A 26,758-nucleotide genomic window follows, 5' to 3' on the forward strand; every position below is an offset into this window, starting at 1 on the left:
GGACAAGAAACATGAACCGCAGAGAATTTGTGCAAGGTATTTCCAGCGCCGCTGTTACGGGCGCGGTACTTCGTACTTCCGGGGCGAAGGCGCTTTCCGCCAATGACCGCGTACGCGTGGGAGTCATCGGCCCGGGTAGCCGCGGGCAGGAGCTGATCCGCCAGCTTCTGCATCTTCCTGGTGTTGAAATTGCAGCGGTGTGTGATGTCTATGATCCTCGTTTTGCTCAGGTGAACCATCTGGTAGGCAGACAGGTGCCTGGATATCAAGACTACCGACAGCTGCTTGCGCGCAAGGACCTGGATGCAGTTGTGGTATCTACTCCGGTTTCGCTCCATGCAGAGCATGTCATTGCCGCCGTTCGTAGTGGGCGGCCGGTGTATGGAGAAAAAGCGCTCGGATTCACCCCGGAGGATTGCAGAAAGATTGTGACCGAGGTAGAGAAAAGCGGGCAGGTCTTTCAGATTGGTCACGAATATCGCTATGCAGCCTGGGTACAGGAGAGCATCAAGCGCGTTCATGAAGGCCGCATCGGAGAGCCCACACATATCTATGCTTATTGGCATCGTAATAACAATTGGCGCAGACCAGTTCCGCAGCCTGATCCGGAAGGCAAGTTGGAACATCTGATTAACTGGCGGCTCTACCGCGAGACATCGGGCGGTCTATTGACCGAGCTTGGCTCACATCACATTGATCTTGCTAACTGGGTCTTTGGCGAGCAACCATCCAGTGTGCTGGGAACCACCAGTATTGTGAAGTATCACGATGGCCGAACGGTGGGCGACAATGTGCAGGCGGTCTTCAAATATTCCAAAGGCAGACGGCTCTTCTTCAGTTCGCTGACAGACAACGCTTCCTTAGGGAACCAGCTCTGGATCTACGGTACCGAAGGGAGTGTACAACTGACGATTGAAGATGCAACCTTCTATTACGAACCCAAAACGCACCACGCAACGCTTGCACAGGAGACTGTAATCCAGCGAGGAATTACTACTGGTGCCTCTTATCAAACCAAAAATGAGATGCCCTATCGCGGCCCCGGGGAAAAAGTGAATACCCCAGACGCCGAAGACCCGACTTTGGCCTCGTTGCGGTCGTTTATCGAGTGTGTTCGGACCAGGCAGAGGCCCTTTGCCGATGTCTATGTCGGTTATGCCTCTGCAATTGCGACTTCGATTGGAAACCAGGCCTTGGTAGAAGACAATGTTCTTGCAATTCCGAAAGCCGACCAGCCAGCCCGATAAGGGCCACTCGGTATTCTGGTAGGCGAGGCAGGGATCGAACCTGCAACCTACGGCTTAGAAGGCCGTTGCTCTATCCAATTGAGCTACTCGCCCGTGGAAGGTGCTGTCTCTATTGTAACGGTGATTGCGTGATTCAGCGCAGTGGCAAAGACGGACTGCGCGGCGCTCAGGCTGTTGGAACACGCTGTGACGTAAAGTGTTATGCCGTAGCCCTCATGATGATTCACGACAGCCGGACGAAGGACCCAATCGGCGCGGCATAATGGTTGTTTCACCCGCCGAAGAGAGAGCGCTGCAGTGCGGACCCAGGCTTCATGAAGATCGAACGCGGCAAAGAGTTTCGGGTCCCGCAGTAGGATGTCGATGTAGCAGGCAATTCCGGTATGGGCAGATTCTTGTCCGGCATCCAACTCGTAAGGATCCAGATCGGCGGCGCCCAGAGGCCAGAGATCACATTTGGAGGTAAACACCGGCGAGCCTGGTAAATGGAGAGTGTGCAGTGCATCAGCCAAAGCTGGATTGCCTGCCGCCTCGGATATTTTGCGCAGATCCAGGACCTCCTTCCGCAGATCTACAAATCCATGCCAGGGAACAACAATCACTGGCAAATCGGGGCCGATTTCGGCAGACCAGTCAGCTTCCATTGGTTACGATTCCGGTTGTAGCAAGAAGGAACCCGAAGAGGGTCTTCTCGGCCCAATATCCGTCATCACCCAGGCCTGGTGCAAGAAAAGCACAATGGCCGCCATGCCCGGTTTCGATGAAGCTTACATGCGGATTGTTGAGGAGAGCCTGACGGGTTTCCGGGCGCATGCGGATGAAAGGGTCATCGAGGGAGTGAACAATCAGCACGGGCAGTCCCAACTGTGCCGCTACGTGGGAGCTGGCCACGGCATCGTAGTAATCATCGGCACTGGCGAAGCCTCCGAACGGTGCGACCACGTATTCGTCGAAGTCCCTCATGCTGTGGATTTTCTGAAGAATGCGGTTGGTACAAAGCGACAGATATAGGCGAGGGAACAGATCTGCTTTCCGCCGGATGCGTGCCAGCATCGAGCGTAAAAAGTATTGCTCGTACACCCGGTTTTGCGGCTCATGCAGCGCGGAAGAAGACACGGCCAGGTCCATCAGGGGAGAAATTCCGATTGCGGTCTTTAGGTAAGGCGGAACATGATTGCCGAACTGACCGGCATAGTTGAGCACCAGATTTCCACCCATGGAATAGCCGATGAGGGCGACGGCATGCAAGTGGTGCTGTTGTACGATGTGCTCCACCACCCGCGCCACATCCTGCCAGCAGCCGGAGTGATAGATGGCTGGAGAAAGTCTGTCGGTTGCGCCGCAACTCCGCATATTCATGCGGACCACGTTGCAGCCGGCCTTCCAGGCGCGGAGTGCGTTTCCGAGCATGTACTGCGAGGCAGAGGAGCCTTCCAGCCCATGAACCAGAAGAACGGTCAGCCGTTGCGAGCGGACCTGTTCGGGCTGCCAGTTGACATGACACAGGACGCTGGAAGGCCCGTATTCCTCATACCCGGGAATAGGGTCCTGCACTTTGACCAGAATTGCTTCCGGTTCAGGGAGAGGGCCGTGAGGACGTGGCAGGAAGTTGCCGGCCAGGGTCATCAGATGGCCATTGCGCAGAAGGCGGCGTGGGGTGAAATCGGTACACCATCCGTTTGCGGAAGCGTTCTCTGCCAGCTTGATGAATGTGTTTGTGCCGCTCATGCAGGCCGCAGCTCCTGGAGCAGGGTGGCCGCGTGGAGAACGCCCTCCGGTGTTTCTTCGTGCTTGAAATAGGCGAAAAGGTCGCCTTCTGCGACACGCATTTTGATCAGATTGCGTATCCGCGCCAGTTCCTGAGCAGGATAGCTGCTTTTGCGAAAGCGATAACAGGAGAAGGGTGCGGTTTTTTCATCTGGTGTGCTCAAATCATCGCTTTCTGCCACGCAAAGGGCCGTCTGATGTTTGCCGAGGATGGCGTAGACCTCTTCTGTAAACCAGGAGCGGTGACGAAATTCAAAGGCCAGACGCAACTCTGTGGCTGCGGCCTCTGCGAGGAAGGAGGCGAGCCGTTCCGGATGCGCCGGAAAATTCGGCGGCAACTGAAAGAGAACGATGCCCATCCGTTTTGCATCCAAGAAAGGTTGAAGAGAACGAAAGAAGGCGGCCAGGCTCTCCTGGTACCCATCGAGACGAAGGATGTGCGTGATACGCTGGGGCGCCTTAAAGGAGAAACGGAAGTCCGAACCTGTAGCGGCAAGCCAGGCCTGCGTCATGGAAGCGGAGGGAAGGGCGCGGAAAGTGTAGTTGACCTCGACGGAATTTACGCGCTGGGCATAAAATTCAAGGAATTTTTTCGAGGAGAGTTTCTGAGGGTAAAAATCCGGTTTCCAGCTTGAATACGCCCAGCCGGAGGAGCCGAGATAAATCGTTCCAGACATTCAGAATTTGGGGAGGTCAGAGCCCTGGGGCGGCTAGTGGGGATCGAACCCACGACATCCTGAGCCACAGTCAGGCGTTCTGCCGCTGAACTATAGCCGCCGTACAGATATTGATTGTAGCATTTTTTGAACATGAAGCCGCAGATCTTGTCACAGGCAAGTGGAAATCTGAAGTCGAGGACACGGCTGGGGTCCGGGCTCTTCGCAAACGAGAATCTGGACCTGCTCTCGCGTGTGCTGGATGAATGGTTTCGGATTCCCGGCACCTCCATCCGGTTCGGCCTGGATGGTATTGTCGGATTGGTGCCCTGGGCCGGCGATGTATTGGCGGGGTTCGCTTCATGCATCATCCTTGTGGCGGCATGGTTTCGCGGCGTGCCCTACGTCACACTCGTGCGAATGCTTGTGAACCTGGGAGTCGATGTGGTGGTCGGTGCAATCCCGGTCATCGGAGATATTTTCGACATTGCATGGAAGGCAAACCGGCGTAACTATGCGCTGCTGGCGAGGCATCTGGATCAGCCGCATCGTCACACCTGGAAAGACTGGACATTCCTGCTGCTGATGGCAGTGGTCCTTCTGATGATTTTTGCTCTACCCTTGTTTTTGCTGCTTCTGGCTGTGGAGTGGTTGAAGGCCCACATGATGGCGGGTGGTCCCCACTAATCAAGGACCAAACTTCCTGTACAATGAAAGAGAAATCGGGGCGTAGCGCAGTCTGGTAGCGCATCTGCTTTGGGAGCAGAGGGTCGGGGGTTCAAATCCCTCCGCCCCGACCATTGAGATCCTGCTATTGATTCAAGCGAGGCGGCCTATCTCGGCCGACACACCCGCCTAGTTCAGTTTCGTCGGATGGATTGGATCTGCTGAAATCGTCTGGTTGCTTTTATGTTTGGAGTGGAAGGCAAGATGGGGTTTCAGCAAAGAGAAAAGGCCGGGATGGTCCCGGCCTTCGTGACTGATTTGAATAAAGCTTACGCTGCTTTTGCTGAAAGCGCCTTCAGGCGTGCAGCCAGCCGGCTTTTATAGCGGGAAGCTGTATTGTCGTGCAAAATCCCCTTTTGCACGCTTTTGTCAATCTGAGAAACAGTTTTGCGGAACTGCTCGCTTGCCGCCGCCGCATCGCCCTTGGCAAGTGCCTCACGCAAGGCACGGATGGCCTTGCGGACCCGGCTTCTGTTGGCGCGGTTGACTGCAGTCTTTCGTTCTGTCTGACGGGCGCGCTTGAGCGCCGAAACATGGTTCGCCATTGTATTCCTTCAATTTCCTTTGGAAATGGGATGCTGGCAGAAGAGACGCTTGCCGCATCCGCCGCAAAATATAAGTTTACTGATTTCAGGAATGCAGGTCAAGATGAGTGCCAGGCGCGAATCCTTGAAGGTGCAGGTGCTTTGAACAGATTAGGGAGCCTGTTTCCCGCTTAGTACTTTCAGAACGATGACGGTTTCATCATCAAAACGCTCTGTAGTCTTTTGAAATTTGCCCACTTCAGTCATAATCGCATCGGCAATTTTTGATGCGGATTTGTGCATGTTCTTTTTAACGACTGCGGCCAGGCGTTCGCTGCCGAACATCTCTCCAGCCGCGTTCTGGGCGTCTACAATGCCATCGGAGTAAAAGATCAGCGAGTCACCGGGCTGGGTGGAAAGGGTGAACTCCTCATACTTTACATTGGGGAAAAGTCCAAGAGGAAATCCTTCTGCTTTGACAGTTTCCACTTCTCCATCCCGGCAGAAGAGCGGCTGGACCGCCCCGGCATTTGACAATTGCAAAGTTAGATTTTCATCGTTCCATACGGCATACAGCATCGTGACATACTGCGAATCAAGATGGCGCTCCTGCAGAGCATCGTTGAGGGTCTTGAGCATTTCCGACGGGGAGAGCCTGTGCGTGGCTTCAGAGCGCATAATTCCACTCACCAGAGCAGCATAAAGTGCAGCAGGAGCGGCCTTTCCGCTGACGTCGCCCAGCACAATGGCGCTGCGGCCGGATTCGTAAGGGATGAAATCATAAAGATCGCCGCCGAGGGTACTGGCAGGCAAAAATCGCGCTGAGAGCTCCGCGCGTGTATGTTTCGGCTTTACTGCCGGCAGCAGGCGAAGCTGGACTTCGCGGGCCATGGCCAGGTCAGCTTCCAGGCGCTGTTCCTGCTGGGCCACTCGCTGATACAGCCGCGCATTTTCAATCGAAATGGCCACCTGAGCAGCCAGAGTGGTGATGGCCCTTTCATGGTCCTCGTTAAAGAAATGAGGGCGTGTATGTTCGATGTCAAGAATGCCAATGACCTTGCCCTTATAGATGAGAGGCATGGCCATCTCGGACCGCGTCTCCGGATTAAACATGCGATAGCGAGGGTCTTTGCGCACATCGGGGGCGTGTATCAGCCGCCTTTCGGCGATGGCAGCGCCCACCAGTCCCTGATCCAGGGGAAGTTTCTCCTCAGGATAGAACCGCTCTCCGAAACGCAGGGCGAAGCGGTTTTCCAGCACCTGCTCACGTTCGTTCAGAATCCAGATGGAAAACATCTGGTAATCAATCACACGGCGCAAAAGCGTACCGATTCTCTCCAATAAGGACTCAAGGTCAAGAATCGAGGTGATTTCCCGGCTGATTTCATTCAGCACCTGGAGCATCTGTGCCTGCCGGGCCACTCGCGTATACAGGCGAGCATTCTCAATGGCCTGCCCAATACGGGATGCTGTGAGCTTCAACAGATGCAGATGTTCCTGCTGGAAGTAATCAGGCTGCTCGGATTGGATATCAATGACCCCGATGACCCGATTTTTCACAATAAGCGGTACGGCCAGTTCAGAGCGTACATCCGGATTGACATTGATGTAGTTGTCGGCAACTGTTACGTCTGGCACGAGTACCGGTTCTCGCGTGAGCGCTGCCTGGCCAACCACCCCCTTGCCCATGGGGATGCGCATCCGTTCAGCCTCCGGGGTATGGCCGATCTGGAAGCGCATGCGCAATTCATTGGTTCGGTCGTTGAGCAGAAGGATGGCAAAGATCCGATAATCGATGACCGCGCGCACCAGATCTGCCGTGCGCTGCATGAGTGTCTGGAGGTCGAGCGTCGTATTGAGCGCATCTGCCAGGCGGACAAGAAATTCCGTCTGCAGCGGCTCAACGCGCACCTGGGTTTTCGGTGGAACTGGGGACGGTGGTCTATAGTCGCCCTCAAAGGAATGGTCTTCGGGGCGTGCCTCGTCTCCGTTCCGGGCCCTGACTTGCTCTTTGCTCACGAAACTCCTGTTGCGCCCCAGTCGAAAAAAGGTACAGGAGCCATCATATCGCGTCACAATGGGCTGCTGTCACGCCGCATGGATGAGGAAGATGGTTCCTGTCATTACTGTGCGTCAAACTCGTGCAGGATGCTGACCGAAGCGCTGGCCCCGATGCGGTTGGCCCCAGCTTCCAGCATCGCCCGTGCATCGGAAAGGGTACGGATCCCGCCTGAGGCCTTTACGCCACATCGTGAACCAGCTACGCCGCGCAGCAGCGCTACGTCCTGAGGAGTAGCTCCTCCAGTGGAAAACCCAGTACTGGTTTTCAGATAATCTGCTCCTGCGGCAATCACCAGTTCTGAAGCCCGCAGTTTTTCCTCAACATTCAGCAAGCAGGTCTCAAGAATCACTTTTACCAGTGCACCTGCCTCATGCGCCACCTCTACCACCCCATGAATGTCCTGCTGAACACGGTCATTCATACCGGATTTCAGCATGCCGATGTTCAGGACCATATCGAGGTCATGCGCGCCCAGCTTGATCAGCTCCACGGCTTCTTCGCGTTTGGTAACGGAAAGAGAGCTTCCCAGCGGAAACCCGAGGACCGTACCAACGCGGACACCAGTTCCAGCAAGAACAGAACAGGCTGTGCTTACCCACGACGGATTGACCATGGCACAAGCAAAGCCATATTGCGCAGCTTCTTCGCAGAGCCGCACCACTTGATCTCGGGTGGCTTCCGGTTTCAGCAACGTATGATCGATTACGGCAGCCAGATGGGTCCGGCTTGAAAGGGCTTGACCTGCAAAAGCGGCTGCATCAAAAAATCCATTACGGAACTCTTCTTCAACGGTTGCAACTTTGGTCGTCATCTTTGAAAGAACTACTCCACGGCGATTACTCGGGATAATCCGGGGGCATCAGACAGATATCAGGGAGGTTACGAAAGCGTTCTGCATAGTCCATTCCATAACCCACGACGAACTTGTTCGGAATGCTGAATCCTACATAATCCGCATCGATTTTCACCAACCGGCGGGAAGGTTTGTCCAGCAGTGCGGCGATGCGCAGAGACCGGGGCCGATGCTGTGCAAAAAGCTTCTTGAGAAAGTCGAGCGTGAGCCCGGTATCAAGAATATCTTCCACAACAATAACGTTTTTGCCTTCGATGGGTTGGTCTACATCTTTGATGAGTTTGACTGCGCCGCTGGTTTTCTGTCCCTTGCCATAGCTGGAAACCGCAACAAAATCAAATGTATTCGGTACGGTAATGTGCCTTGCCAGGTCTGCCAGAAAGATTGCAGCTCCTTTCAGCACACCCAGCAGAACGATGTTCTCTCCGGCATAATCCTGGTCAATCTGGCGTCCCAGCTCAGCGACACGTTCTGCAATCTGCTCACGGCTGAAGAGGACCTGGAGATCGGGCGAGGTTTTCGTGCTCATCACTGACTAGAATAGCCCGCTATACTCAATTACGTGTACCCTTTTATCCACATTGGCAGATTTTCCATTGGTACCTTCGGCATCATGCTCTGGCTGGCTGCGGTCTGCGCCTGCTGGGTGCTACACCGCAACTTTCGCCGCTGGAAGATAGACGCGGATGCAATCGGAATTGTTGCGTTATCCACGGTGGCCGGTGTCATCGGCGCAAAGTTGTGGCACGTGCTGGAAAGTCCGCAGGTTCTCCTAGAGAACCCCTGGGGAACGCTTCTGGACCGCGCCGGGTTCGCCTGGTTCGGCGGTCTGGTGCTCGGGATCCTTGCCCTTCTTTGGCAAAGTAAAGGCGCTGGTTTAAGCAGGCTGGGGATGCTGGACCTGGCTGCTCCTGCGGCGGCCGTAGGCTACGGTGTAGGTCGGTTAGGTTGTCTTACTTCCGGAGACGGCGATTACGGGATCCCGACGAACTTGCCCTGGGGTATGAGCTTTCCCAATGGTCTTGTACCGACCCCGCCGGGTGTTAAAGTACATCCTACGCCGATCTATGAATTGATTGCCGCATTGCTGATTGCGTGGTTTCTCTGGAAGCGGGGAAGGCCTTCCACCGGACGTCCAGCGGGAGAAATCACGGGCGAATATCTGGTCCTGAGCGGTCTGGCGAGATTCCTGGTTGAGTTTATCCGGATCAATCCCAGGATCTACTGGGGAATGAGCAATGCTCAGGTTGCTAGTATCGGATCGGTCCTTGCGGGCCTGCTGCTGATTTTGTGGGCCCGCAGGGCCCGGAGACCGGTCGTGATTCCGGCAGCGCCGCAGGCGAGCCAGACCCGTTAAGTCCCTTCGATCAACTGCGGATGACCGAGCGTATCTGAGGCAGCCCCTGGACCGAAGCGCTCATTTCCGTGTTTCTGTTGATTTTTTGAATCAGATTTCGGGTGATTTCCTCATCTGTTTCCGTGCTGTTCTGCAGGCTTACTGGATAACGGACAACAGCCTCAAGTCCGCTGCTTGTCAGCTGCAATTGCGCTGTTGGTTTCAGCGGAGCAAGGGGAAGTTCATAGCGTCGTTCCAGATTGCCATGCTGGCGGTCCAGCGTTTCCTGATATTTCTTGTATGCGTTGTTTACGACATCGAGCATGATGGATTCTACCAGCTCATAGTTACCCGAAGGTTGCAGCGAGATGGCCACTTCATGCCAGGTATAGGCTGTGCCTGGCACTTGACGGAACATGGGCGTGGTGGACTGAAAGAGAACGGAATTGGCAAAGGCAACAATCCTTCCTGTGGGATGCAGATCGGCGCCTGTTCCTGATAGTTCCAGCAGGTAAAAGCGGACAAAACCAACGTCAATGACATCTCCGGTAACACCAGCGATACTGATGCGGTCACCCACTCGGATGCCATAGCGCCCGATGAGAAAAAAATAGGCGGCCACGCAGAGAAGAATTGTTTGCAGTCCTACGGCCAGACCAGCTGTAATAAACCCGGCAAAGGTGGCCAACGAGCTGAATTCACTCACCACACTGAAGATGAGTACCAGGCCAATTAAAAATCCAATCACAAATCGGCGGACGACAAGAAACTGCCTTCTTCTTCTTGCGTCAGTGACATAACGAAAGATGGCACGCTTCCATAAGTTAGAGACCAATAGAAGAATGCCCAGAATGCCCAGCAGAACAGCCACAGTGATGAAGATAGAGCGAAGAATGGAACCGTATTGGCCGGCGATGGAGGCGCGCCAATCAAGAAGGTTGGCCTTGCTTTCTTCCAGAGCAGCCGCTTCTTTGCCTAAAGGAATTTCGACCGCGGCAAGCTGGTTGAATTTGGCCGCAAGCGCATCAAAATCCTGCCTGGTGGGGACGGCCTGACCAGCCTGGGGATTGTCTGCCGCAGCCGACAGTGCGCGTCCCTGCTGGACGGTCTCCTTCATCGCGTTGCGCAGAGGAGTACGCATGTTGTTGATCAGGTCTTCCAAGCGCGCCGTCTGATCGGTCAGTGTGTCCAGTTCATGCAGTGTCAGCGATTGTGTATAAAGACGCCGCAATTGCCCAAGAAGCCCATTGGAAGGGGTGGATTGTGGAGAACTAGCTGGAGTGGATGGTTTGGTGCCGGGATTGAAGACTTCCGGAACAGAGTTCTTTAACTGCGCCACACTGGCAGCGAATCCGTTCTGCGGGACCTGCGTTTTCTCCGGATTTTGTTTGTCTTTCTGGCTTTGTTTTGCGTTGACTGCAATCGGGTTGGAGGTTTGCGTGAGTTGCGTGAGCGCGCCCACCATGGACTGGCCAAGGTCCAGTTCTCCCTGAAGACGGTCCCGCTGCTCTGTCAGAGCTTGGACGTTTCTTCGGGGGGCCACAGAAATCTGGTTATTTAACTGGGTGATTTGCTGTTGCAGGGCGGCGTTATGGGCCTTGGTGTCTTCGAGAAACTTAAGCATTTGCTGCCGCGAAGTCGAGGTTGCGGATGCGTTATTGTCATTCGGGAACAACGGTGCAGCATTTTCAGCCGATGCAAAGGCATCGGTTACCACCTGGGCAGCTATGGATTCCGCGTTGGCCTGGTAGAGTGCGTCCGTGGGCAGACCGGCGGGTTCCACCTGCGTCTTGATATTTCGGTACCAGGTAATGACATCATTCAGATGCTGAAGGACCTGGTCGTCAGTCAGCAGCGGCGCATTTGCTTGCTGGGCAGAAAAAGGCAATGCCGCAAAAAAAATTGCAACCCCAGAAAGGCCGCGTGCGAGCCGGGGAGAGCTGAACAATCGCATGATTTTCATTGTAAGGGGCTTGTCTTTCAAAGAATCTTTTGCCTCCAGACTGCTTTTTGCGCATTTTCTGCTTCTTAGTGGAAGTCAAAAGGTACAGCTATGAAGAAAACTGGACCGGCATGGTTATTTTTGGTTGCAGGGATGACAGCAATGGTTGTCAGCGGATGTTCGGGAAGCAAAAATAAAGCAACAGCGGAAAATTTTCAGGCGGCGCTGAATACGTATTTCGCCACTCGCAGCCAATGCCTCTTTCCTATCGCACTGCATTTTCCGTATGAAGTGGATCCATCCACCAGCCCGAAAGTGGAACAGGCCCGCATGGACGCGCTGATGCATGCTGCGTTACTCAAGCGGGAAGCAGACAAGAGCATCCATGTGTATATCTATTCACTGACTCCGGCAGGAGAGAGAGCCACCAGCAGCTTCTGTTATGGTCACCGGCAGATAACCAGCATTGATCATTTCACGCCCCCGGCAAAAGCGAACGGATTTCTGCAAACCCAGGTGAGCTATCACTACACCGTGACCGAGGTCCCGGTCTGGGCGAAGACTAAGGAAATTCAGGATGCTTTTCCTGAGTTGGCAAAGGCGTTGGCTGGAAATGCAACCGGAAAAACGACTCTAGCCAATGCTGGAGCGGGCTGGCAGGTACCTGAATAAACTCAGACAATCCAGCCGCCGCCCACAACTTCGTCGCCGTCGTAGAAGACGACAGCCTGACCCGGCGTAACCGCCCGCTGCGGCTGGTCAAATGTGGTGAGGACTTCCGCCGGGCCACACATTTCAATCGTGGCCCAGGCAGGTTCGTGGCGGTGCCGGATCTTGGCCTTGACGCGCATCGGCGCTTCGAGCGAAGGGACGGAAATCCAGTTCAGATCGCGGGCCCGAAGGGTCCGGCTCATGGTCTCAGGCTCTCCGCCAACGGTTACCCTGTGGGTGACGCTGTCAATCTGAATCACGTAAAGCGGTCTAGGCGAGGAGACACCGAGGCCCTTCCTCTGGCCGACGGTGAAATTGTGGATGCCCTGATGATGGCCGATGACTTCGCCTGAGGTCGAGACAAGTTCGCCAGAGGTGTCAGGCATCGCTTCTCCCTGTTCGTCCAGATAAGCGTCAATGAAGCGCTTGTAGTCACCGCCGGGGATGAAGCAGATCTCCTGCGAGTCCGGCTTGACTGCGATGGCGAGCTGATGCCGGCGGGCGATGTCGCGGACCTCAGGCTTAGTAAACCCGCCAAGCGGAAAGAGGGTGCGCGAGAGCTGCTCCTGTGTCAGGCCGAAGAGGAAGTAAGTCTGGTCCTTGCTCAGGTCAGCGGGGCGCTTCAGGATCCACCGGTTGCGCTGCGGATCATACTCATTACGGGCGTAATGGCCAGTGGCAATGCGGTCGGCGCCAATCTGACGCGCACGAACAAGAAGCTGATCAAACTTGAGGTGATTGTTGCAGAGCGAGCAGGGAATCGGCGTGCGTCCTGCGAGGTATTCCGAGACGAAGGGGCGGACGACATCAAGCTCAAAACGCTCCTGTTCATTGATCAGGTAGTAGGGAATGTTTAGCGCTTCGGCGACACGACGGGCATCATAGACGTCATCGATGGAGCAGCAGCGGCCCTGCACCTCAGCGGGCATTCCCTCGCGTCCGGCAAGGCGGCGCTGGTTCCAGAGCTGGAGCGTCAGGCCAACGAGTTCGTAGCCCTCGTCCTTGAGCATGGCAGCGACGGTGGAGGAGTCCACGCCGCCGGACATGGCCACAGCTACCGTATTGTTGAAGGTCTCGTGCATGGGGTCCGCTCTTACCAGTATCTCATTTTCCACAGGTCTGCGCCGGCGTCGTTCAGCGTGGCTTCAGACGTTTTTCAGGCAGGCTTCAGGTCGCGTTTCTACAGTGAAGTCACGAGGAGAACTTGTTATGAAGCCAATCATCACAATTGCAGTCGTCAGCATTCTGGGCATGGCCAGCGCGGCCATCGCAGAGAAACCGATCAGAAAATCAGAGATGCCCCCAGCCGTGCAAAAGACCGCAGACGAGCAGAGTGCGGGCGCAACGGTCCGGGGCTATGCCAAAGATGTGGAAAACGGAAGGGTGGAGTACGAAGTGGAATTGCTCGTGAATGGGCATACGAAAGACATAACGATGGACCCGCAGGGCCGTGTGACTGAGATAGAAGAGCAGGTGGAAATGGCCTCGTTGCCGGTGGGTGTGAGGGAGGCGCTGCAAAAGCGCGCCACTTCGGGAAAGATTGTGAAGGTGGAGTCATTGACCAAGCATGGCAGCTTGGTTGCCTACGAGGCCCAGGTGGTCAAAGACAGCAGGCATTTTGAGGTTCAGGTCGGCCCGCAGGGACAAACGCTGGACCATGAGGAGTAAGAGGAGTGTCCCAGGTGTCGGAAAACCTGGGACATTCCTCTTTCGGCTGGATCTGGTGCCTACTGACACTGTGTGAAGGCAAGGGTCTGTACGTTTACGGTGAAGGCATTGGAAAGGGTATAAGACTGGCTCTTGATCTCCGACGGATTGCAATCAGTAACTCCTCCCGAAGAAGGCACGAATGCCTGTCCGTCGATGACATACGTCGCCAGAGGCGCACTGAGAGTAAGAGTGATGCCGCTGGACGAATAAGTGCCTATGTAAGCACCTCCGGCTGGAAGCACCATAGAGTAATTTACGCAGTCTGTTCCCGTGGAGCAGGAAGAATTGGCCGCTGTTTCTACGGTGAGTGTGGCTGCGGACTGGCTATGAATACCCGGCACAAGAGGCAGGGTGTAGGTCGCACTGTTGACTGTTTCCAGAGCGCTTAATTCGACATCGGTCACGGCCCCGGCATTGGAGCTATTCTGCGAAGTCACCAGTCCGGAGAACGTAGCTGTGCTGTTCGTGACGGTTCCTGGCCATAGGTCTACGTTTCCAACGGTTTGACCATTCGCCACTCCGGTGATAATCGAAGGCTGATAGGCGGTGCCTCCGGAGGTGACGCCTAAAATGACCACATCATAAGTACCTGCGGGAATCGGGCAAAATACGAAGGACCCATCCGCTCCGGCCAGAGTGGACATGATGATGCGGTCCACGCCGGTAGAGTCTTTCTGTTCGAGTGCGACGAGGACCGTACCATTGACAGGCTTTCCGGTAGACTGGTCCAGCACCGTTCCGTTGATGGAAGTGGAAGTAGTGCTGACTTCTCCGGCGTGGAGCACTGGTTTCAGACGATACTGACCGTTGCCTTCCTGTACGATCGAGGCGCAGGTATTGAAATCAATATTTAAATCTTTAGTTTGGCCCGCGGCGATGTTAAATCCGCCATTTGCGATTTGCCCCGAAGGTATTTTCAAGCCCGTCTTTGACTCACTTGAAAGCTGGAGTGTGTGGATGCTGCCGTCTGAGGCAAGGACAACGCAGTTTGCTGATCCATTGCAGGCATTGTTAGAAATGCTCATGCTATTGTCGGCGAGAATGAGGCGAATCTGCTGGTAATTGCCTGCCTGAAGCTGCTGTGCATCTCCCAGTGTGGCAAGAAAACATTGGTTGTTTGCCTGTCCAAGGAGGTCAATCTGCTTAGGACTGGATTTGAGACTAGGAGTCAGGTCCTGCCAGCCGGAATCATTGTCGCCCGCTGTAGGACTAACGTTCGCCTGGACGTCGGTTATGGTGACATAGACATGGGCGAATGGACCATCAGGGCCAGCGCAGGTTGCTGGGTCACTGATGCTTACCGTCGCCATGCCCATGCCGCTGCCTGAGCCTGCTGAATTCGCGCTGCTTCCGCAGGCTATGGCGACAAGGCCAGCGAGCAGTACGCCACTGGACAAACAGAGAGAAAGAAGGATCTTGCATTTCATGTTTTTCTTCCTTTCGTGGGTCTTCTCACACACAAGGAAGGAACCAGGGCGCGTTCTATGAGAACACTGGACCAGGAGAAAAGTTGCATTTCCTCCTTTTATCGGCTGCAAAGGTGTTTTGAAAGGGAAGTTGCGGTCTCCTGCTGACCGGGCGCTTCGAGGAGCTAGCCCAGAGTACCCGCGTTTACGGGGGCCAGCTCACGCAGACGGGCAGCCGCCTGCGGAATGATTTCAAGCGCAAAGGTGATGTCGTCTTCAGTGTTGAGCTTGCTGAGCGAGAAGCGTAGGCTGGCGCGCGCCCTGGCCGGAGGGAGACCCATCGCGGAGAGGACGTGAGATGGCTCTGTGGCTCCCGAAGCGCAGGCAGATCCGCCAGAGGTGGAAAGCCCCTTCAGGTCCAGCGCGATGACCAGGGCTTCGCCTTCGAGGTTGTCGAAGTAAATGTTCGTGGTGTTTGCGACACGAGCCACCTTCCGGCTGTTGACCCCGGTGTCTTCTACCTCCGCGAGGATGCCCTGCTCCAGGCGGTCCCGGAGCGCTTTGATGCGCTCGATGGTGCCGTCCGTGAGTGCAGCGCAGGCAACTTCAGCAGCTTTACCGAGGCCCACAATGCCGGGAAGGTTCTCTGTGCCGGCGCGACGCTGGCGTTCGTGGGCCCCGCCAAAGAAAAGGGGTTCCAGCTGGGTGCCACGGCGCACGTAGAGGATCCCTGTACCTTGCGGCGCGTGCATCTTGTGTCCGGAGATGCTGAGCAGATCGCAGCGTAGACTCTGCACATCGATGGGGAGTTTGCCTGCAGCCTGGACCGCATCGGTATGGAAGTAGATGTCGGCCTCCGAGGCGATGCGGCCGATTTCGCTCACTGGCTGAATGGCCCCGGTTTCATTGTTGGCCATCATGATGCTGATGAGCTTTGTGTTGGGGCGGATGGCGCGGCGCACCTCCTGCGGGTCTACGACGCCCTCACTCGATACGGGCAGGAAGGTGACCTCCATGCCACGCTCGCGTAGCTTTTCGGCAGCGTGGAGGACGGCGTGGTGCTCGATGGACGAGGTAATCAGATGGTCGCCCTGCTGCATAAGACCGAACAGTGCCATGTTGTCACTCTCGGTGCCACCTGAGGTGAAGACAATTTCCGCCGGTCGGCAGTTGAGCAACGCGGCCACAGATTCGCGCGCGTGTTCGACCGCAGCGCGGGCCTGCTGGCCCTGCTGGTGGATGGAGGAGGCGTTGCCAAACCGCTCAATGAAGTACGGGCGCATGGCTTCGAGCACCTCGGGCAGCAAAGGTGTCGTTGCATTTGCGTCCATATATACCCGTTTCATTGTGATGGCCTCTCCCTGTAGAGTATTTTACGGCCTTGCGGAGGAGAAGAATCTCTGAGTTTTGTGGTTCAGTCTCAACGAAGATTTGACGCACATCGTATGCGGCTTCTGTTAGGCTTTGTGGCGCAATCATTTTCAAGAGGAGGAACGACGTGAAAGCAATCAGGGTCTTTGGTATTGCGTTGCTTTGTTGTTTGATGGTCCCGACAACGCGGGTTTCAGCACAGGGCACGGCGGCGCAGGAAACTCCTGCGCAAACTTTTAACGGTCTCATGAGCCTTCTGGAAAAGGAAGTTGTGAGTGCAGCAGAGGCGATGCCCGCCGACAAGTATAACTTCGCTCCCACGCAGGGCGAGTTCAAGGGCGTACGCACTTTCGGCGAACAGGTGAAACACGTGGCAGAGGCGAACTACGGGTTTTTTCAGGGATGGAGCGTTCCCGGTGCGGTGAAGAGCGGGGACATCGAAAAACTAACGGGCAAAGACGACATTGTGAAGGCGCTGCGGGACTCATACGCATACGCGCACAAGGCCCTGGATACGCTGACTCCGGCCAATGCGTTTGATGAGATGAGCTTTGGTCCAGCGAAGACGACGCGGACAGGGATTGCTGCCTTCTGCATTGCGCATTCCATGGACCACTATGGGCAGATGGTAGTGTATCTGCGTATGAATGGGATTGTTCCCCCGGCCAGCCGAAGAGGCAATATGTAAGGCCACAAATGCAAAAAGCCCGGGTCTATGTGAATCCCGGGCTTTTTGTCAGGCGTGTTTCTGGCCCGCTATCGTTGCTGCAAAGGGATATATTTTGCAGGATAAACGGGTCCGATGTATTCGGCGCGCGGGCGGATGAGGCGGTTATCATCAAGTTGTTCGATAACGTGCGCTGCCCATCCTGCAATGCGACTGATGGCAAAGATCGGAGTGAAGAGGTCGAGATCAATTCCCAGGGTCGTGTAGGTCGAGGCTGAATAAAAGTCTACGTTTGCGTTCAGCTTTTTCTCTGCCTTGATGAAGGCCTCGATCTTCTGGGACATCTCAAACCATTTTGTATTGTTGGCTGAGCGTCCTAGGTCTTCTGACATTTTGCGCAGGTGCGTAGCGCGCGGGTCTTCAGTGTGGTAGACGCGATGTCCAAAGCCGGAGACCTTTTTCTTCTGCGCCAGCAGGCCCTTGACGTATTCTACGGGGTCCGTACCCTGCTTTTCGATATCAAACAGCATCCGCATGACGGCCTCATTTGCACCGCCATGCAATGGGCCTTTAAGTGCGCCGATGGCACCGGTGATTGCGGAATGAATATCGGAGAGGGTTGCGGCGATCACACGCGCTGCAAAGGTAGAGGCATTCAGTTCATGGTCGGCGTGGAGGATGAGCGCGACATCGAAGGCCCGGGTCGCCGTCTCTGAAGGCTTTTCTCCATTGAGCATCCAGAGAAAATTTCCGGCATGGGAAAGCGATTTGTCTGCTTCCACAACAGGCTTGCCTTTACGGATGCGGTCAAAGGCCGCGACAATCATGGCAATCTGTGCGGTAAGCGCAAAGCTCTTCCGTACGTTGGAGTCGTGGTCAACGGCCTTTTCATTTTCGTCGTAGAAGCTCAACGCGGATACGGCAGTCCGCAGGACCTCCATCGGAGTAGCTGTTTTGGGAAATTCTTTGAGAAGTTTCAGGATGTCCGGAGGAAGTTGGCGGGCATCAGAGAGTTTTTTCTTAAAGGCTTCAAGTTCAGACGCCGTAGGAAGTTTTCCATTCCACAGCAAATATGTGGTTTCCTCGAATGTTGACTTTTCGGCCAGTTCATGAATGTCAATACCGCGGTAGGCCAGCACCCCGGCATCTCCATCAATCCAGCAAATGCCAGAGTTGGCTGCAACAATCCCTTCGAGTCCTTTAGCGGCTACTGCGGTTGACATGCTGAGTAAGGTTCCTCCAATGCAGAATGAACGTTGTTTTGATGCGGCCCCCGAATGCGGGGAAGCGGAACTTTTCGCGTAGCAAGACGCGACCCGGAAGCCAGAATCGCGTAAGAATCCCAACTATTTTTTATATCAGTGCAGCGATTGGGTTGTCACTTTGCAGCAGCGGAGTGGCCTGCCACATTCGCGATTTCTCAGGGCAATTCCGCTGCCATAAGCTCTTCTACTGTTTCCCGTCTGCGTATCAGGCGATGCTTTTTGTCTTCTACGAGCACTTCGGCGGCGCGAGGGCGTGAATTGTAATTTGAGCTAAGAGAAAACCCATAAGCTCCCGCATCCAGAATGGCGAGCAGGTCTCCGGGCTGGACTTCCTGCAGCTTGCGGTCGCGGGCAAAAAAGTCGCCTGTTTCACAGACAGGGCCGACGACATCCACTGTCCGTTTCCGCGCATCCTTGTGCGGGAAGACGGGAAGGATCTCATGATGGGCCTGGTACAGCGCTGGACGGATCAGGTCATTCATGGCGGCGTCGGTGATCACGAAGGTCTTTTTCCCGTTTTTCTTTCGATAAAGTACGCGGGTAAGCAATGCTCCTGCCTGCGCAACGATGAACCTTCCCGGCTCCAGCAGTAACTGCACATCCTTGAGAGGACGAAGTGCCTGCAACAGGGCCAAGGCGTACTGGTGGATTTTCTGCTTTGGATCAAAGCTCTGTCCGGCGTGATATTCGATCCCAAGCCCTCCGCCTACATCCACGGCGCGGATGGGTAGGCCGTCGCTGCGCAATTCGAGGACGAGTTGCGCGATGCGGTGGGCTGCTGCTCCAAACGGGTCCGCGCTGCGGATTTGGGAGCCAATGTGCACGCTTACTCCATGGGGGAGCAGGTATTTCTGCTTGGCCGCTGATAGGTAGACACGGCGCGCTTCGCGGATGTCTATGCCGAATTTATGCTCGCGCAGCCCGGTAGAAATATAGGGGTGGGTCTCAGCGAAGACATCAGGATTGACGCGCATCGCCACTCGCGCGCGGATGCGCAGTCTGCTGGCGCGTGCGGCGAGCAGGTCAAGTTCGCCAGCGCTTTCCACATTGAACATGAAGATGCCTGAGCGGAGCGCCAGGTCGATCTCTGCTGCGGTCTTGCCCACCCCGGAAAAGACGGTACGGCCTGCGGCCTCTTTGCTGACGCGCAGAACACGCTCCAGTTCACCTCCGGAAACGATATCGAAACCGGCCCCTTGTTCCGCCAGTAGCTTCAGAATGGCCAGTGAGGAATTGGCCTTGACTGCATAACAGACAAGGTGAGGCACCGTCTGAAAGGCCTTTGTAAAGAGCTGCAGGCGGTAAAGGATCTGCTGGGCCGAATAAACATACAGGGGAGTGCCATATCTTTTTGCCAGAATGTCAAGGCCCACACCATCACAGGCGAGTGGTGAGTGCGCATCAGGGTATACAAAAGGGCGTGACGGATTCAAGCTGCCTCAGAAGATGACTCAGGGAGTTAATTTGAGCCTAAATATCTTTCCGTTCGACGTCCAGTCCTGGAGCATCTACCGGATGGGTGGGTAGGGCGGATATGCAGAATATTTGCGTCGGCGGATCAGCGCGACCAGGCCATAAAGGATCAGGACGAGAATGATGACAGGCAATACAAAAATCACAAGAGGAAGTTGTACGCTGTCTCCGTTGATGGAGGCATCATCACTGCGATCGAGCGGCGCCCCGAAAACAACGCAATCCCCTCCAATGTGTGCATCTCCGTTCAGCTTGACCGGACCGAAGAAGGAAACGACGTCCCCGCTGGCTTCTGTATTGTTCAGCAGCACCCCGCCAAAGAAGGACACAACATCTCCATTTATTTTCCCGTCGGCATGGACAGTGCAAAAAAAGCACACTAGGTCATCGGTCTCCTCTGCTGCGCTTACCTTGATGTCGTGAAAAAAGGAAACCCGGCTGCTGGAGGCATAAGCGCGCGGTACAAAACTACATACACAAAGCAAGACGATACAGAAAAGATGCAGCAAACGGCGTGACATGCGGACTCCTCTCTGCAAATACGCTCATCGGCTTTTCTTGGTTCCACTACCCAGCTACGGAATCAAAGAAACGTCGCAGAATGGGACCAACCGTTTCCGGTTGCTCCCAGGGAGCATAGTGACCACCGTCATGCAGGACATGGAATTCAGCGCCGTGGCCTCCGTTCCGGATCGCTTCGGCAAGCAACTTCATGTCCTCCACAGTACTGCCGGGGTCTTCTGCGCCGGCGATGACACAGCAGGGTACGCTGATTGTGCCTGCGGTGGCCACCGAGTCGGGCCGGGCGGCAAGGCCTTGCTGTACGGCGATGACGGCCTCAGGTGTCATTGCCTCCATCATCTTCCGCGCTTCAGCTAGCTTATGGGGGAATCGGCGCTGTGCCGTGGGTCCAATGAGAGTATGCAGCATCTGTTCAAAGAAATCTCCGGTTCCATGCAGCCGGATGGCCTCCATCCAGTCGTGTCGCTTGAGGCGTGAAGCTTCAGAATCGGCTTGCGGACGGCAGCAACAGAAGGCAAGAGCACGAACACGCCCTGGTGCCCGTCGCCAAAGCTCATACAGCGTATATCCGCCGATCGAGCATCCTCCGAAAAGCGCCTGATGGATGCCAAGCTCCTCAAGCAGCCGTTCGACATCTGCGGCGAGCTTTTGAATGGTGATGGGACCATCGCCTGCCTCGGATCTTCCATGACCCCGGAGATCTGGCAGAATGACGCGGTACTTCTGCGCCAGCATCTCGGCTACAGGGACCCAGAAGGTGTGATGGACCGGAGTAGGATGGAGGAGGACAACGTCCTCTCCTTCCCCCATAATCTCTGCGAAAAGGCGTGCTCCGTCTGAGGTGTAAAACACAACTCTATTTTAGCTGTCCGTAGGCTGAGGGTGGCCTTGAGAGGGAGGGAGCGCCAAGTGTTCTTCTGGCATCACCACCCAGAAGACAATATATGCGATAAGTCCCGCGCCGCTTGAAAAAATCGTCGCAAGTACTGTAATCACGCGCACCCATACCACGTCCCATTTGTAGTGAACTGCCAGGCCTGCGCAGACCCCTGCAACCATGCGCCCTGTGCGTGGCCGATATAATCTTGTCTGCGCGAAAGGAGCAGCCGGCGCATAAAGAGGTTTTCCGCATCCGGAACAGAAACGTGCATCCTCTCCCAGAGACTTTCCGCAATGACTACAGTAAATTGCCACGATGCCCTCCTATATTGATGCCGGAGAAAGTACGTAAAAAATCTTTTCCCAGGAAAGTACGCAAAAACCGAATCGTCTGTTCCCGGGTGGCGCTGCACATGATTGTATTCCTTCAGATACTGGTATGCGTGGCTACTTGCCGGTATAGGAGGTTTTCATAAATTTCTGCGCCTGCTGGCCCTGGACGGTATCAGCACCCATGTCGATTACGGCCTGATATTGCTCCTTGGCCCTGGCATGGTCGCGCATCAGGTCGTAGACCTCCCCTGCGGCGAGCAGGCAGCGGCGCTTTAGCTCAGGACTGGTTGTGGGCTGGAAGGCGCCCTCACGGTAGGCCTCAACCGCGTCGGCATACATTTTTTGTCCCCGCAGGCTGTCGCCCAGGCCGAAATAAACAAGCTCCAGATGCGTAGCAGGGAAATAGCCAGGCTTCTTTGCCAGATCGACAACTTGGCGATAGCTGGCAATGGCCACAGGACCAAGGCCGGCATCCTTTTGCAGGTTGGCGACTTCAAGCCGAAACAGAAAGTCGCGTGGATACTGGGAAACCAGCGACTCGGCGATTTGGGTTGCTTCGGCATATCTGGCCTCACGGCGCAGAAACAGCATCATGCATGTGCGCGATTCCACAGAGGTAATGATCCCCCGGGCGGCTGCATCCCGCAGCATCTCCATGCCGGTGGCCTTGGAGCCGTGAATCCCCGCAATTCCAATGAGGAGCTTAAAAGGGAGGGGAAGTGCGCCGACAACATACTCGTACACACCTACCACCAGCTTTGCATCCACATAATTCGGATCAAGCTGCAGTACACGGACGTGGTCACTGCGTGCCGAAAGGGCCAGATGCAGGGCCGGGCCGAAGCTGCGCTCCACCATGGCAATGTAGGTTGCCTCCAGACTCTTTGCCCACCCTCGCGCAAAGAGGGCATTGACGTCGTTCTGGTTGGATTGAAGCTGGATGTCTGCCTGTCTCACAGCTTTGTCTGCCAAAGATTTAATCTGGTCGCGCACCTGCGGGTCTTCCACCACCGTGTGGCGTCCGGTCAGGAAGCCATCGTTGGCATAAAAAGTTGTGTCCAGAAGGTCAAGCCGGAAGAGCTCCTTAAAGAGGGTCGCGTAGAGCAGGTAATCCGTAGTGAGAGGACTCGTGGGGTGCTCGCCCTGAATGGTTTCAAAGCGGGAGATGGCCCCGTTGTAATCCATGATGTAGAAACGGTCAAAGGCCTCGCGGACTTTGGTGTCGCGGTTCAAGGGGTCGGTGTCCACGGTATCTGCATGGACCAAGATGGCTCCGCCCAACAGAAGGGAGCTGGCCACGACTCTCCAGGCCGATCGGATACGCAGAAGCATCATTCGTTCTGTCAATCTTAGACGAAAGCAGGCAAGTATTTGGACGACACAAAAAGGGCGCTTTCCTGAGGATCTTCCCGTCTTCTGCTTTTCTGCCGGACAAGCGGAAGACGGGATTCCCACTCGCACTTACTTTGCGTGGACCGGTAGTGGCATCTGATCAAGAGAAAGAAATTGACTGCTTTCAGGATGGAACGCCTCAACGATGCCATGGGGAATGTCATAGGTCCATCCGTGGAGCAGAAGTTGTCCGCTGGCCAGGGCCGCAGCTACCGAAGGATGTGTGCGGGCATGCTCCATCTGGCGGACCACATTTGCCCGGATCAATGTCTGAAGGCGCTGGTCGTACGAAGCCTCGGGACCAAGCGTTTTTTCTATGGTCTCCAGAGCAGGCCGGGAAAAACGCAGCCACGAGGCGGCATTGGGCAGGCTGTCGAGGCTGCGGTGATTGAGCAGGCCTTTCATGGCCCCGCAGTCGGAATGCCCACAGATGATAAAGTGCCTTACTTTCAGCACACTGACGGCATACTCGATGGTGGCGGAAACACCTCCCGGCATTTCTCCGTAAGGAGGCACAATGTTGCCCACGTCGCGGCAGTGGAAGAGGTCTCCGGGGCCCGTTTGCAAGACCAGGTCCGGGACAATGCGCGAATCTGAGCAGGTCAGAAAAAGCGCTTGAGGGTTCTGCGATTGCGCCAGCTGCTGGAACAGGTCCTGCTTTTCAGGGTAGACTTCGGAACGAAATTTCTTATATCCCGCAATTAATTTTTCCATGGCAGTTCTATCTTAATGAATCTCGGCAAAGGATGTATTTGTTTGGCCTTCCCTCTTCGGGATGCTCGCCCCGTATAATCATGATTTGACTGCGACAACTCCCAGTAAAACTTCTTCTTCCAAAGCGGCGGCAGTTGCTGTTGCCTCAGGAATTCTATTCAGCCGCGTGATTGGTCTGGTCCGGGAGCGCGTCTTTGCGCATTATTTTGGTACTTCCGCTGCGGCAGATGCCTTTCGCGCCGCCTTCCGCATCCCCAATTTTCTGCAGAACCTCTTCGGCGAAGGCGTGCTCTCGGCATCGTTCATCCCGGTATATGCCCGTCTGCGTGCGGAGGGACGTCATGAGGAAGCTTCCCGGCTGGCTGAGGCCATCTTCGCCCTGCTTTTTCTGGTGACGTCTGTATTGGTCGGGGCCGGAATCTTTGCCGCTCCCTGGCTGATTGATGCCATTGCTCCCGGATTTCATGGAGAAACCCGTCTATTGACCATCCGGCTGGTACAGTTGCTCTTTCCCGGGGCTGCCCTGCTGGTTTTTTCTGCCTGGTGCCTGGGGATCCTGAACAGCCACCGGAAATTCTTCCTCTCCTATGCGGCCCCGGTGGTGTGGAATTTGGCCATCATCGCTGTTCTTGTCTGGAAGGGTGGGAATCAGACCGAATCCAGACTGGCGGTGACTGCGGCCATTGGATCGGTAGTGGGCAGCGGATTGCAGTTTTTGATCCAGCTCCCAAGGGTGATGCGGTTTTTATGGCCCCTCCGGGCGCATTTACAGCTCGGTTCTGAACAGGTACGGGCTGTGACGCGGAGCTTTACGCCGGTGTTTTTCAGCCGCGGCGTGGTACAGATCAGCGCTTATGTTGACTCGCTGCTGGCCAGCTTTCTTCCTCAGGGCGCTGTGGCCGTTTTGAGCTATGCACAGACCCTCAGTCTTCTGCCGGTCAGCCTTTTTGGAATGGCAGTTTCTGCGGCGGAACTGCCAGCCATGTCGAGCGAGCTGGGCACCGAGGAGGAAGTTGCTTCTGCGCTGCGTAAGCGTCTGGCCGCCGGACTGCAGAATATTTCTTTTTTTGTTGTGCCTTCGGCCGTTGCGTTTCTGGCGCTGGGCGACATGATTGTCTCCATCATCTACCGTTCCGGAAGGTTCCACGGCAGTGATGTAACCGTCGTCTGGAGGGTGCTTGCCGGCTCGGCAGTTGGTCTACTGGCCTCCACTTCTGGAAGACTCTATTCATCGGCCTTTTACGCCTTGCGTAATACCAGGACCCCGCTGTATTTTGCGCTCATCCGCGTAGCATTGACGGTTGCTCTGGGCTATTGTTGCGCCCTTCCTCTGCCCCGGATGCTGGGAATCGACCGCCTATGGGGCGTGGCCGGGCTTACATTTTCAGCCGGGATTGCAGGCTGGGTGGAATTTATGCTGCTGCGGCATGCTTTGCACCGCCGGATTGGAACGGCCCCGTTCTCCGGGGTACGGCTGGCAAAGCTCTGGATGGCTGCAGCGTTGGCGGCGGCCATTGCTTACGGCGTCAAGCAGATTTTTTCCGCACAGCGGACGTTGGTTCTGGCTGCTGGGGTTCTGGTGGTCTATGCGCTGTGCTATCTCACACTGACAATGATGCTGGGGGTGGCTCTTCCGACGAGGCTGAAGCGGCTCCTGCGGCGGGAATAAACTTCATGTTTCCCGCCGTAAGAAGATGTTCAGAGGGTCAACGTAGCAGGTCTTCCAGCATAAGGCTAAGTTCTGTCTTTTCGTCACGATATTTGACGATTACCGGAGTGTAGATGCTGAGTCCCCAGTCACGTCCTTTGCCTTTCGTGACCGCACGCGCGCCCGGTACCACTACGGCATTTTCGGGAATGATCAGTGGAGTTTCGCCAGATGCCCGCAGGATCGTTTCATTCACGATGTCATAGACGGGGGTGCCGCGGGTCAGCACTGTTCCGGCGGCAAGCACGGCTCCTCTGCGCACGATCGTGCCTTCATAGACTCCGCAATTTCCCCCGATCAGTACATCGTCTTCCAGAATCACAGGGCTCGCGTTTACCGGCTCCAGTACGCCACCAATTTGTGCGGCAGCACTCAAGTGGACGCGTTTGCCGATCTGCGCGCAGCTTCCTACCAGAGCATGAGAGTCCACCATGGCTCCTTCGTCGACATAGGCACCCACATTGATATACATCGGAGGCATGCAAACGACGGATTTTGCCAGATATGCGCCGGAGCGGACCGATGACCCCCCGGGGACGATGCGAATACCGTCTTCCGGAGTGAATCTACGCACTGGATACGTGTGTTTGTCGACAAACGAAAGGTCTTCTCCAGAGGCAACCAGTTTTCCGAGTCGGAAACCCAGCAGGATGCCCCGCTTCACCCAGGCATTGACCCGCCAGCCTGTAGGAGCAGCAGGGTCCGGTTCGGCAGAACGCAGCGTGCCGTTTTCCAGGCAGTCGCACAGTTGTTGAAATGCCGCCATGGCCGCCGAATTGCCCACAGCCGCAGCGCCAGCAGCAAAATACTCTTCAATACTTTTCTGTAGATCGTTGGTCTGCATCACAAAACCGAGTCTATCAATTTTGCCGCCTACCACTCGTCAGCATACTGAAGCCAGCGCAGACACTCCGCAGAACAAGGGATGCGCAGATATTGCCTTTTAGATTCGCTGTAACAAGACAGCCCGGTCTGAGCTGAGGAAAAATGGGTAAGCAGAATAATTTCAGGAAAAGAAGTGCCCGTTTGCACACGGCTGACGAAACCCCAGCCGCCTCCAGCACTGGTGCCGAGTTCTTTTTGCCATGGCACCATGGATGTGGCCCCAGATGGCCCCAGACGGACAATCCAGACGGGGCAATTGTTATTTTCACCGCACATCGTATTGGATTGATAGCTAATGAGCAGGAGCTGGCCTTGAAGCGCCGGACTTTTGACGGCCTGAAATTGCAGTCGATCAGAAACATATTGCCGGTAGGCGGATTTGCTCCTCTCCGTACTGGCCAGATCAATTTCCGACAACTCCGCAATATCATCGTCCAGCGCGCGGAGTATTTTCTTCTGCTGCTCTTTAGGAAGAGAGGAAAGCGGAGCAGAGTTTTTAAACGAATGAATCCTTGCGGCGCAGGAAGAAGGGCCGGAAGCACCCTTGGAGGCTGGTACAAGACCCAGCAACAGCAGGAAAACAACTACCGGGCTGGCAGGTAAGCGCAT

At 55.5% G+C, this 26,758-nt stretch carries 27 protein-coding genes and 3 tRNA genes; 8 read left to right on the forward strand and 22 right to left on the reverse strand.

The annotated features are described in order from the left end of the window. The first annotated feature begins 11 nt into the window (after positions 1-11). Complete coding sequence (locus N655_RS0111225) at positions 12-1,247, forward strand: Gfo/Idh/MocA family protein (RefSeq protein ID WP_026443072.1); 1,236 nt, start codon at positions 12-14, stop codon at positions 1,245-1,247. A 16-nt stretch (positions 1,248-1,263) separates the two neighbouring features. Here the strand turns inward: N655_RS0111225 and N655_RS0111230 are convergent. The 5 genes from N655_RS0111230 to N655_RS0111250 form a co-directional block, all read right to left on the reverse strand. After that, positions 1,264-1,340, reverse strand: a tRNA-Arg gene (locus N655_RS0111230). Then, the gene (locus tag N655_RS20115) at positions 1,331-1,891 is read right to left on the reverse strand and encodes a hypothetical protein (RefSeq protein ID WP_026443073.1); all 561 of its coding nucleotides are present in this window, start codon (positions 1,889-1,891) and stop codon (positions 1,331-1,333) included. Before N655_RS20115 ends, N655_RS0111230 begins: the two co-directional genes overlap by 10 nt. After that, a complete protein-coding gene (locus N655_RS0111240; RefSeq protein WP_044934513.1) occupies positions 1,881-2,975 on the reverse strand; it encodes a YheT family hydrolase in 1,095 nt (364 codons plus the stop codon). Before N655_RS0111240 ends, N655_RS20115 begins: the two co-directional genes overlap by 11 nt. Continuing rightward, positions 2,972-3,691 (reverse strand): DUF72 domain-containing protein, encoded by a 720-nt coding sequence (locus tag N655_RS0111245; protein ID WP_026443075.1) that lies wholly within the window; start codon positions 3,689-3,691, stop codon positions 2,972-2,974. Before N655_RS0111245 ends, N655_RS0111240 begins: the two co-directional genes overlap by 4 nt. Before the next feature lie 25 nt (positions 3,692-3,716). Then, positions 3,717-3,791 (reverse strand) — tRNA-His (locus N655_RS0111250). A 32-nt stretch (positions 3,792-3,823) separates the two neighbouring features. Here N655_RS0111250 and N655_RS18525 point away from each other — a divergent pair. Continuing rightward, on the forward strand, positions 3,824-4,357 hold the full coding sequence (locus N655_RS18525) for a DUF4112 domain-containing protein (RefSeq protein WP_044934515.1): 534 nt from the start codon (positions 3,824-3,826) through the stop codon (positions 4,355-4,357). A gap of 36 nt (positions 4,358-4,393) precedes the next feature. Then, a tRNA-Pro gene (locus N655_RS0111260) sits at positions 4,394-4,470 on the forward strand. A gap of 195 nt (positions 4,471-4,665) precedes the next feature. Here the strand turns inward: N655_RS0111260 and rpsT are convergent. From rpsT to hpt, 4 genes are all read right to left on the reverse strand, one after another. Further along, the gene (gene rpsT, locus N655_RS0111265) at positions 4,666-4,941 is read right to left on the reverse strand and encodes a 30S ribosomal protein S20 (RefSeq protein WP_026443076.1); all 276 of its coding nucleotides are present in this window, start codon (positions 4,939-4,941) and stop codon (positions 4,666-4,668) included. Positions 4,942-5,091: 150 nt separating this feature from the next. Continuing rightward, the gene (locus N655_RS0111270) at positions 5,092-6,939 is read right to left on the reverse strand and encodes a SpoIIE family protein phosphatase (RefSeq protein WP_044934517.1); all 1,848 of its coding nucleotides are present in this window, start codon (positions 6,937-6,939) and stop codon (positions 5,092-5,094) included. A gap of 104 nt (positions 6,940-7,043) precedes the next feature. Further along, positions 7,044-7,793, reverse strand: coding sequence for a deoxyribose-phosphate aldolase (gene deoC, locus N655_RS0111275; RefSeq protein WP_081823687.1), 750 nt, complete (start codon positions 7,791-7,793; stop codon positions 7,044-7,046). A gap of 25 nt (positions 7,794-7,818) precedes the next feature. Then, positions 7,819-8,364, reverse strand: a complete 546-nt coding sequence (gene hpt / locus N655_RS0111280) for a hypoxanthine phosphoribosyltransferase (protein ID WP_026443079.1) — start codon at positions 8,362-8,364, stop codon at positions 7,819-7,821. Positions 8,365-8,397: 33 nt separating this feature from the next. On the opposite strand from hpt, the gene N655_RS0111285 reads away from it, so the two are divergent. Then, entirely contained in the window at positions 8,398-9,192 is a 795-nt protein-coding gene (locus tag N655_RS0111285; RefSeq protein ID WP_026443080.1) for a prolipoprotein diacylglyceryl transferase, read from the forward strand. Between the two features lie 10 nt (positions 9,193-9,202). Here the strand turns inward: N655_RS0111285 and N655_RS20570 are convergent, their stop codons facing one another. Beyond that, complete coding sequence (locus N655_RS20570; protein WP_026443081.1) at positions 9,203-11,134, reverse strand: mechanosensitive ion channel family protein; 1,932 nt, start codon at positions 11,132-11,134, stop codon at positions 9,203-9,205. A gap of 90 nt (positions 11,135-11,224) precedes the next feature. Between N655_RS20570 and N655_RS0111295 the strand changes: the two genes are divergently transcribed. Next, positions 11,225-11,785, forward strand: a complete 561-nt coding sequence (locus tag N655_RS0111295; RefSeq protein ID WP_026443082.1) for a hypothetical protein — start codon at positions 11,225-11,227, stop codon at positions 11,783-11,785. A gap of 2 nt (positions 11,786-11,787) precedes the next feature. Here N655_RS0111295 and mnmA read toward each other — a convergent pair whose 3' ends face one another. After that, entirely contained in the window at positions 11,788-12,906 is a 1,119-nt protein-coding gene (gene mnmA, locus N655_RS0111300) for a tRNA 2-thiouridine(34) synthase MnmA (RefSeq protein ID WP_026443083.1), read from the reverse strand. Between the two features lie 127 nt (positions 12,907-13,033). Here mnmA and N655_RS0111305 point away from each other — a divergent pair, with 127 nt between their 5' ends. After that, a complete protein-coding gene (locus tag N655_RS0111305; RefSeq protein WP_026443084.1) occupies positions 13,034-13,492 on the forward strand; it encodes a hypothetical protein in 459 nt (152 codons plus the stop codon). 59 nt (positions 13,493-13,551) lie between these two features. On the opposite strand, the gene N655_RS0111310 is transcribed toward N655_RS0111305, so the two are convergent. Together N655_RS0111310 and N655_RS0111315 are read right to left on the reverse strand one after the other, a co-directional pair. After that, positions 13,552-14,961, reverse strand: a complete 1,410-nt coding sequence (locus tag N655_RS0111310; RefSeq protein ID WP_238324689.1) for a DUF4382 domain-containing protein — start codon at positions 14,959-14,961, stop codon at positions 13,552-13,554. A 164-nt stretch (positions 14,962-15,125) separates the two neighbouring features. Then, the gene (locus N655_RS0111315; protein WP_026443086.1) at positions 15,126-16,286 is read right to left on the reverse strand and encodes a cysteine desulfurase family protein; all 1,161 of its coding nucleotides are present in this window, start codon (positions 16,284-16,286) and stop codon (positions 15,126-15,128) included. A 152-nt stretch (positions 16,287-16,438) separates the two neighbouring features. On the opposite strand from N655_RS0111315, the gene N655_RS18530 reads away from it, so the two are divergent. Then, positions 16,439-16,999, forward strand: a complete 561-nt coding sequence (locus tag N655_RS18530) for a DinB family protein (protein ID WP_069955824.1) — start codon at positions 16,439-16,441, stop codon at positions 16,997-16,999. A gap of 68 nt (positions 17,000-17,067) precedes the next feature. Here N655_RS18530 and N655_RS0111325 read toward each other — a convergent pair whose 3' ends face one another. The 7 genes from N655_RS0111325 to N655_RS18540 all read right to left on the reverse strand — a co-directional run bounded on the left by N655_RS0111325 (position 17,068) and on the right by N655_RS18540 (position 23,556). Beyond that, the gene (locus N655_RS0111325; protein ID WP_026443087.1) at positions 17,068-18,201 is read right to left on the reverse strand and encodes a citrate synthase; all 1,134 of its coding nucleotides are present in this window, start codon (positions 18,199-18,201) and stop codon (positions 17,068-17,070) included. 197 nt (positions 18,202-18,398) lie between these two features. Beyond that, positions 18,399-19,676: a diaminopimelate decarboxylase gene (lysA, locus tag N655_RS0111330; protein WP_026443088.1), complete on the reverse strand. Its 1,278-nt coding sequence runs from the start codon at positions 19,674-19,676 to the stop codon at positions 18,399-18,401. A gap of 75 nt (positions 19,677-19,751) precedes the next feature. Beyond that, positions 19,752-20,237 carry a hypothetical protein gene (locus N655_RS0111335; protein ID WP_026443089.1) on the reverse strand — a complete coding sequence of 162 codons (486 nt, stop codon included), beginning with the start codon at positions 20,235-20,237 and terminating at the stop codon, positions 19,752-19,754. Positions 20,238-20,283: 46 nt separating this feature from the next. Continuing rightward, positions 20,284-21,048 carry an alpha/beta fold hydrolase gene (locus N655_RS0111340; protein ID WP_238324690.1) on the reverse strand — a complete coding sequence of 255 codons (765 nt, stop codon included), beginning with the start codon at positions 21,046-21,048 and terminating at the stop codon, positions 20,284-20,286. 51 nt (positions 21,049-21,099) lie between these two features. Beyond that, entirely contained in the window at positions 21,100-21,432 is a 333-nt protein-coding gene (locus tag N655_RS21050) for a PspC domain-containing protein (protein ID WP_081823689.1), read from the reverse strand. A gap of 132 nt (positions 21,433-21,564) precedes the next feature. Beyond that, a complete protein-coding gene (locus tag N655_RS0111350; protein WP_049961386.1) occupies positions 21,565-22,785 on the reverse strand; it encodes a tetratricopeptide repeat protein in 1,221 nt (406 codons plus the stop codon). 126 nt (positions 22,786-22,911) lie between these two features. Continuing rightward, entirely contained in the window at positions 22,912-23,556 is a 645-nt protein-coding gene (locus N655_RS18540; protein ID WP_044934521.1) for a carbonic anhydrase, read from the reverse strand. A gap of 85 nt (positions 23,557-23,641) precedes the next feature. Here N655_RS18540 and murJ point away from each other — a divergent pair, with 85 nt between their 5' ends. Then, entirely contained in the window at positions 23,642-25,225 is a 1,584-nt protein-coding gene (gene murJ, locus N655_RS18545) for a murein biosynthesis integral membrane protein MurJ (protein ID WP_238324691.1), read from the forward strand. 37 nt (positions 25,226-25,262) lie between these two features. Here murJ and N655_RS0111365 read toward each other — a convergent pair whose 3' ends face one another. Both N655_RS0111365 and N655_RS0111370 read right to left on the reverse strand, forming a co-directional pair. Next, positions 25,263-26,108, reverse strand: a complete 846-nt coding sequence (locus N655_RS0111365) for a 2,3,4,5-tetrahydropyridine-2,6-dicarboxylate N-succinyltransferase (protein ID WP_026443093.1) — start codon at positions 26,106-26,108, stop codon at positions 25,263-25,265. A 29-nt stretch (positions 26,109-26,137) separates the two neighbouring features. Next, on the reverse strand, positions 26,138-26,758 hold the full coding sequence (locus tag N655_RS0111370; protein ID WP_026443094.1) for a hypothetical protein: 621 nt from the start codon (positions 26,756-26,758) through the stop codon (positions 26,138-26,140).

It is taken from the genome of Pseudacidobacterium ailaaui, assembly GCF_000688455.1.
GTDB lineage: Bacteria > Acidobacteriota > Terriglobia > Terriglobales > Acidobacteriaceae > Pseudacidobacterium > Pseudacidobacterium ailaaui.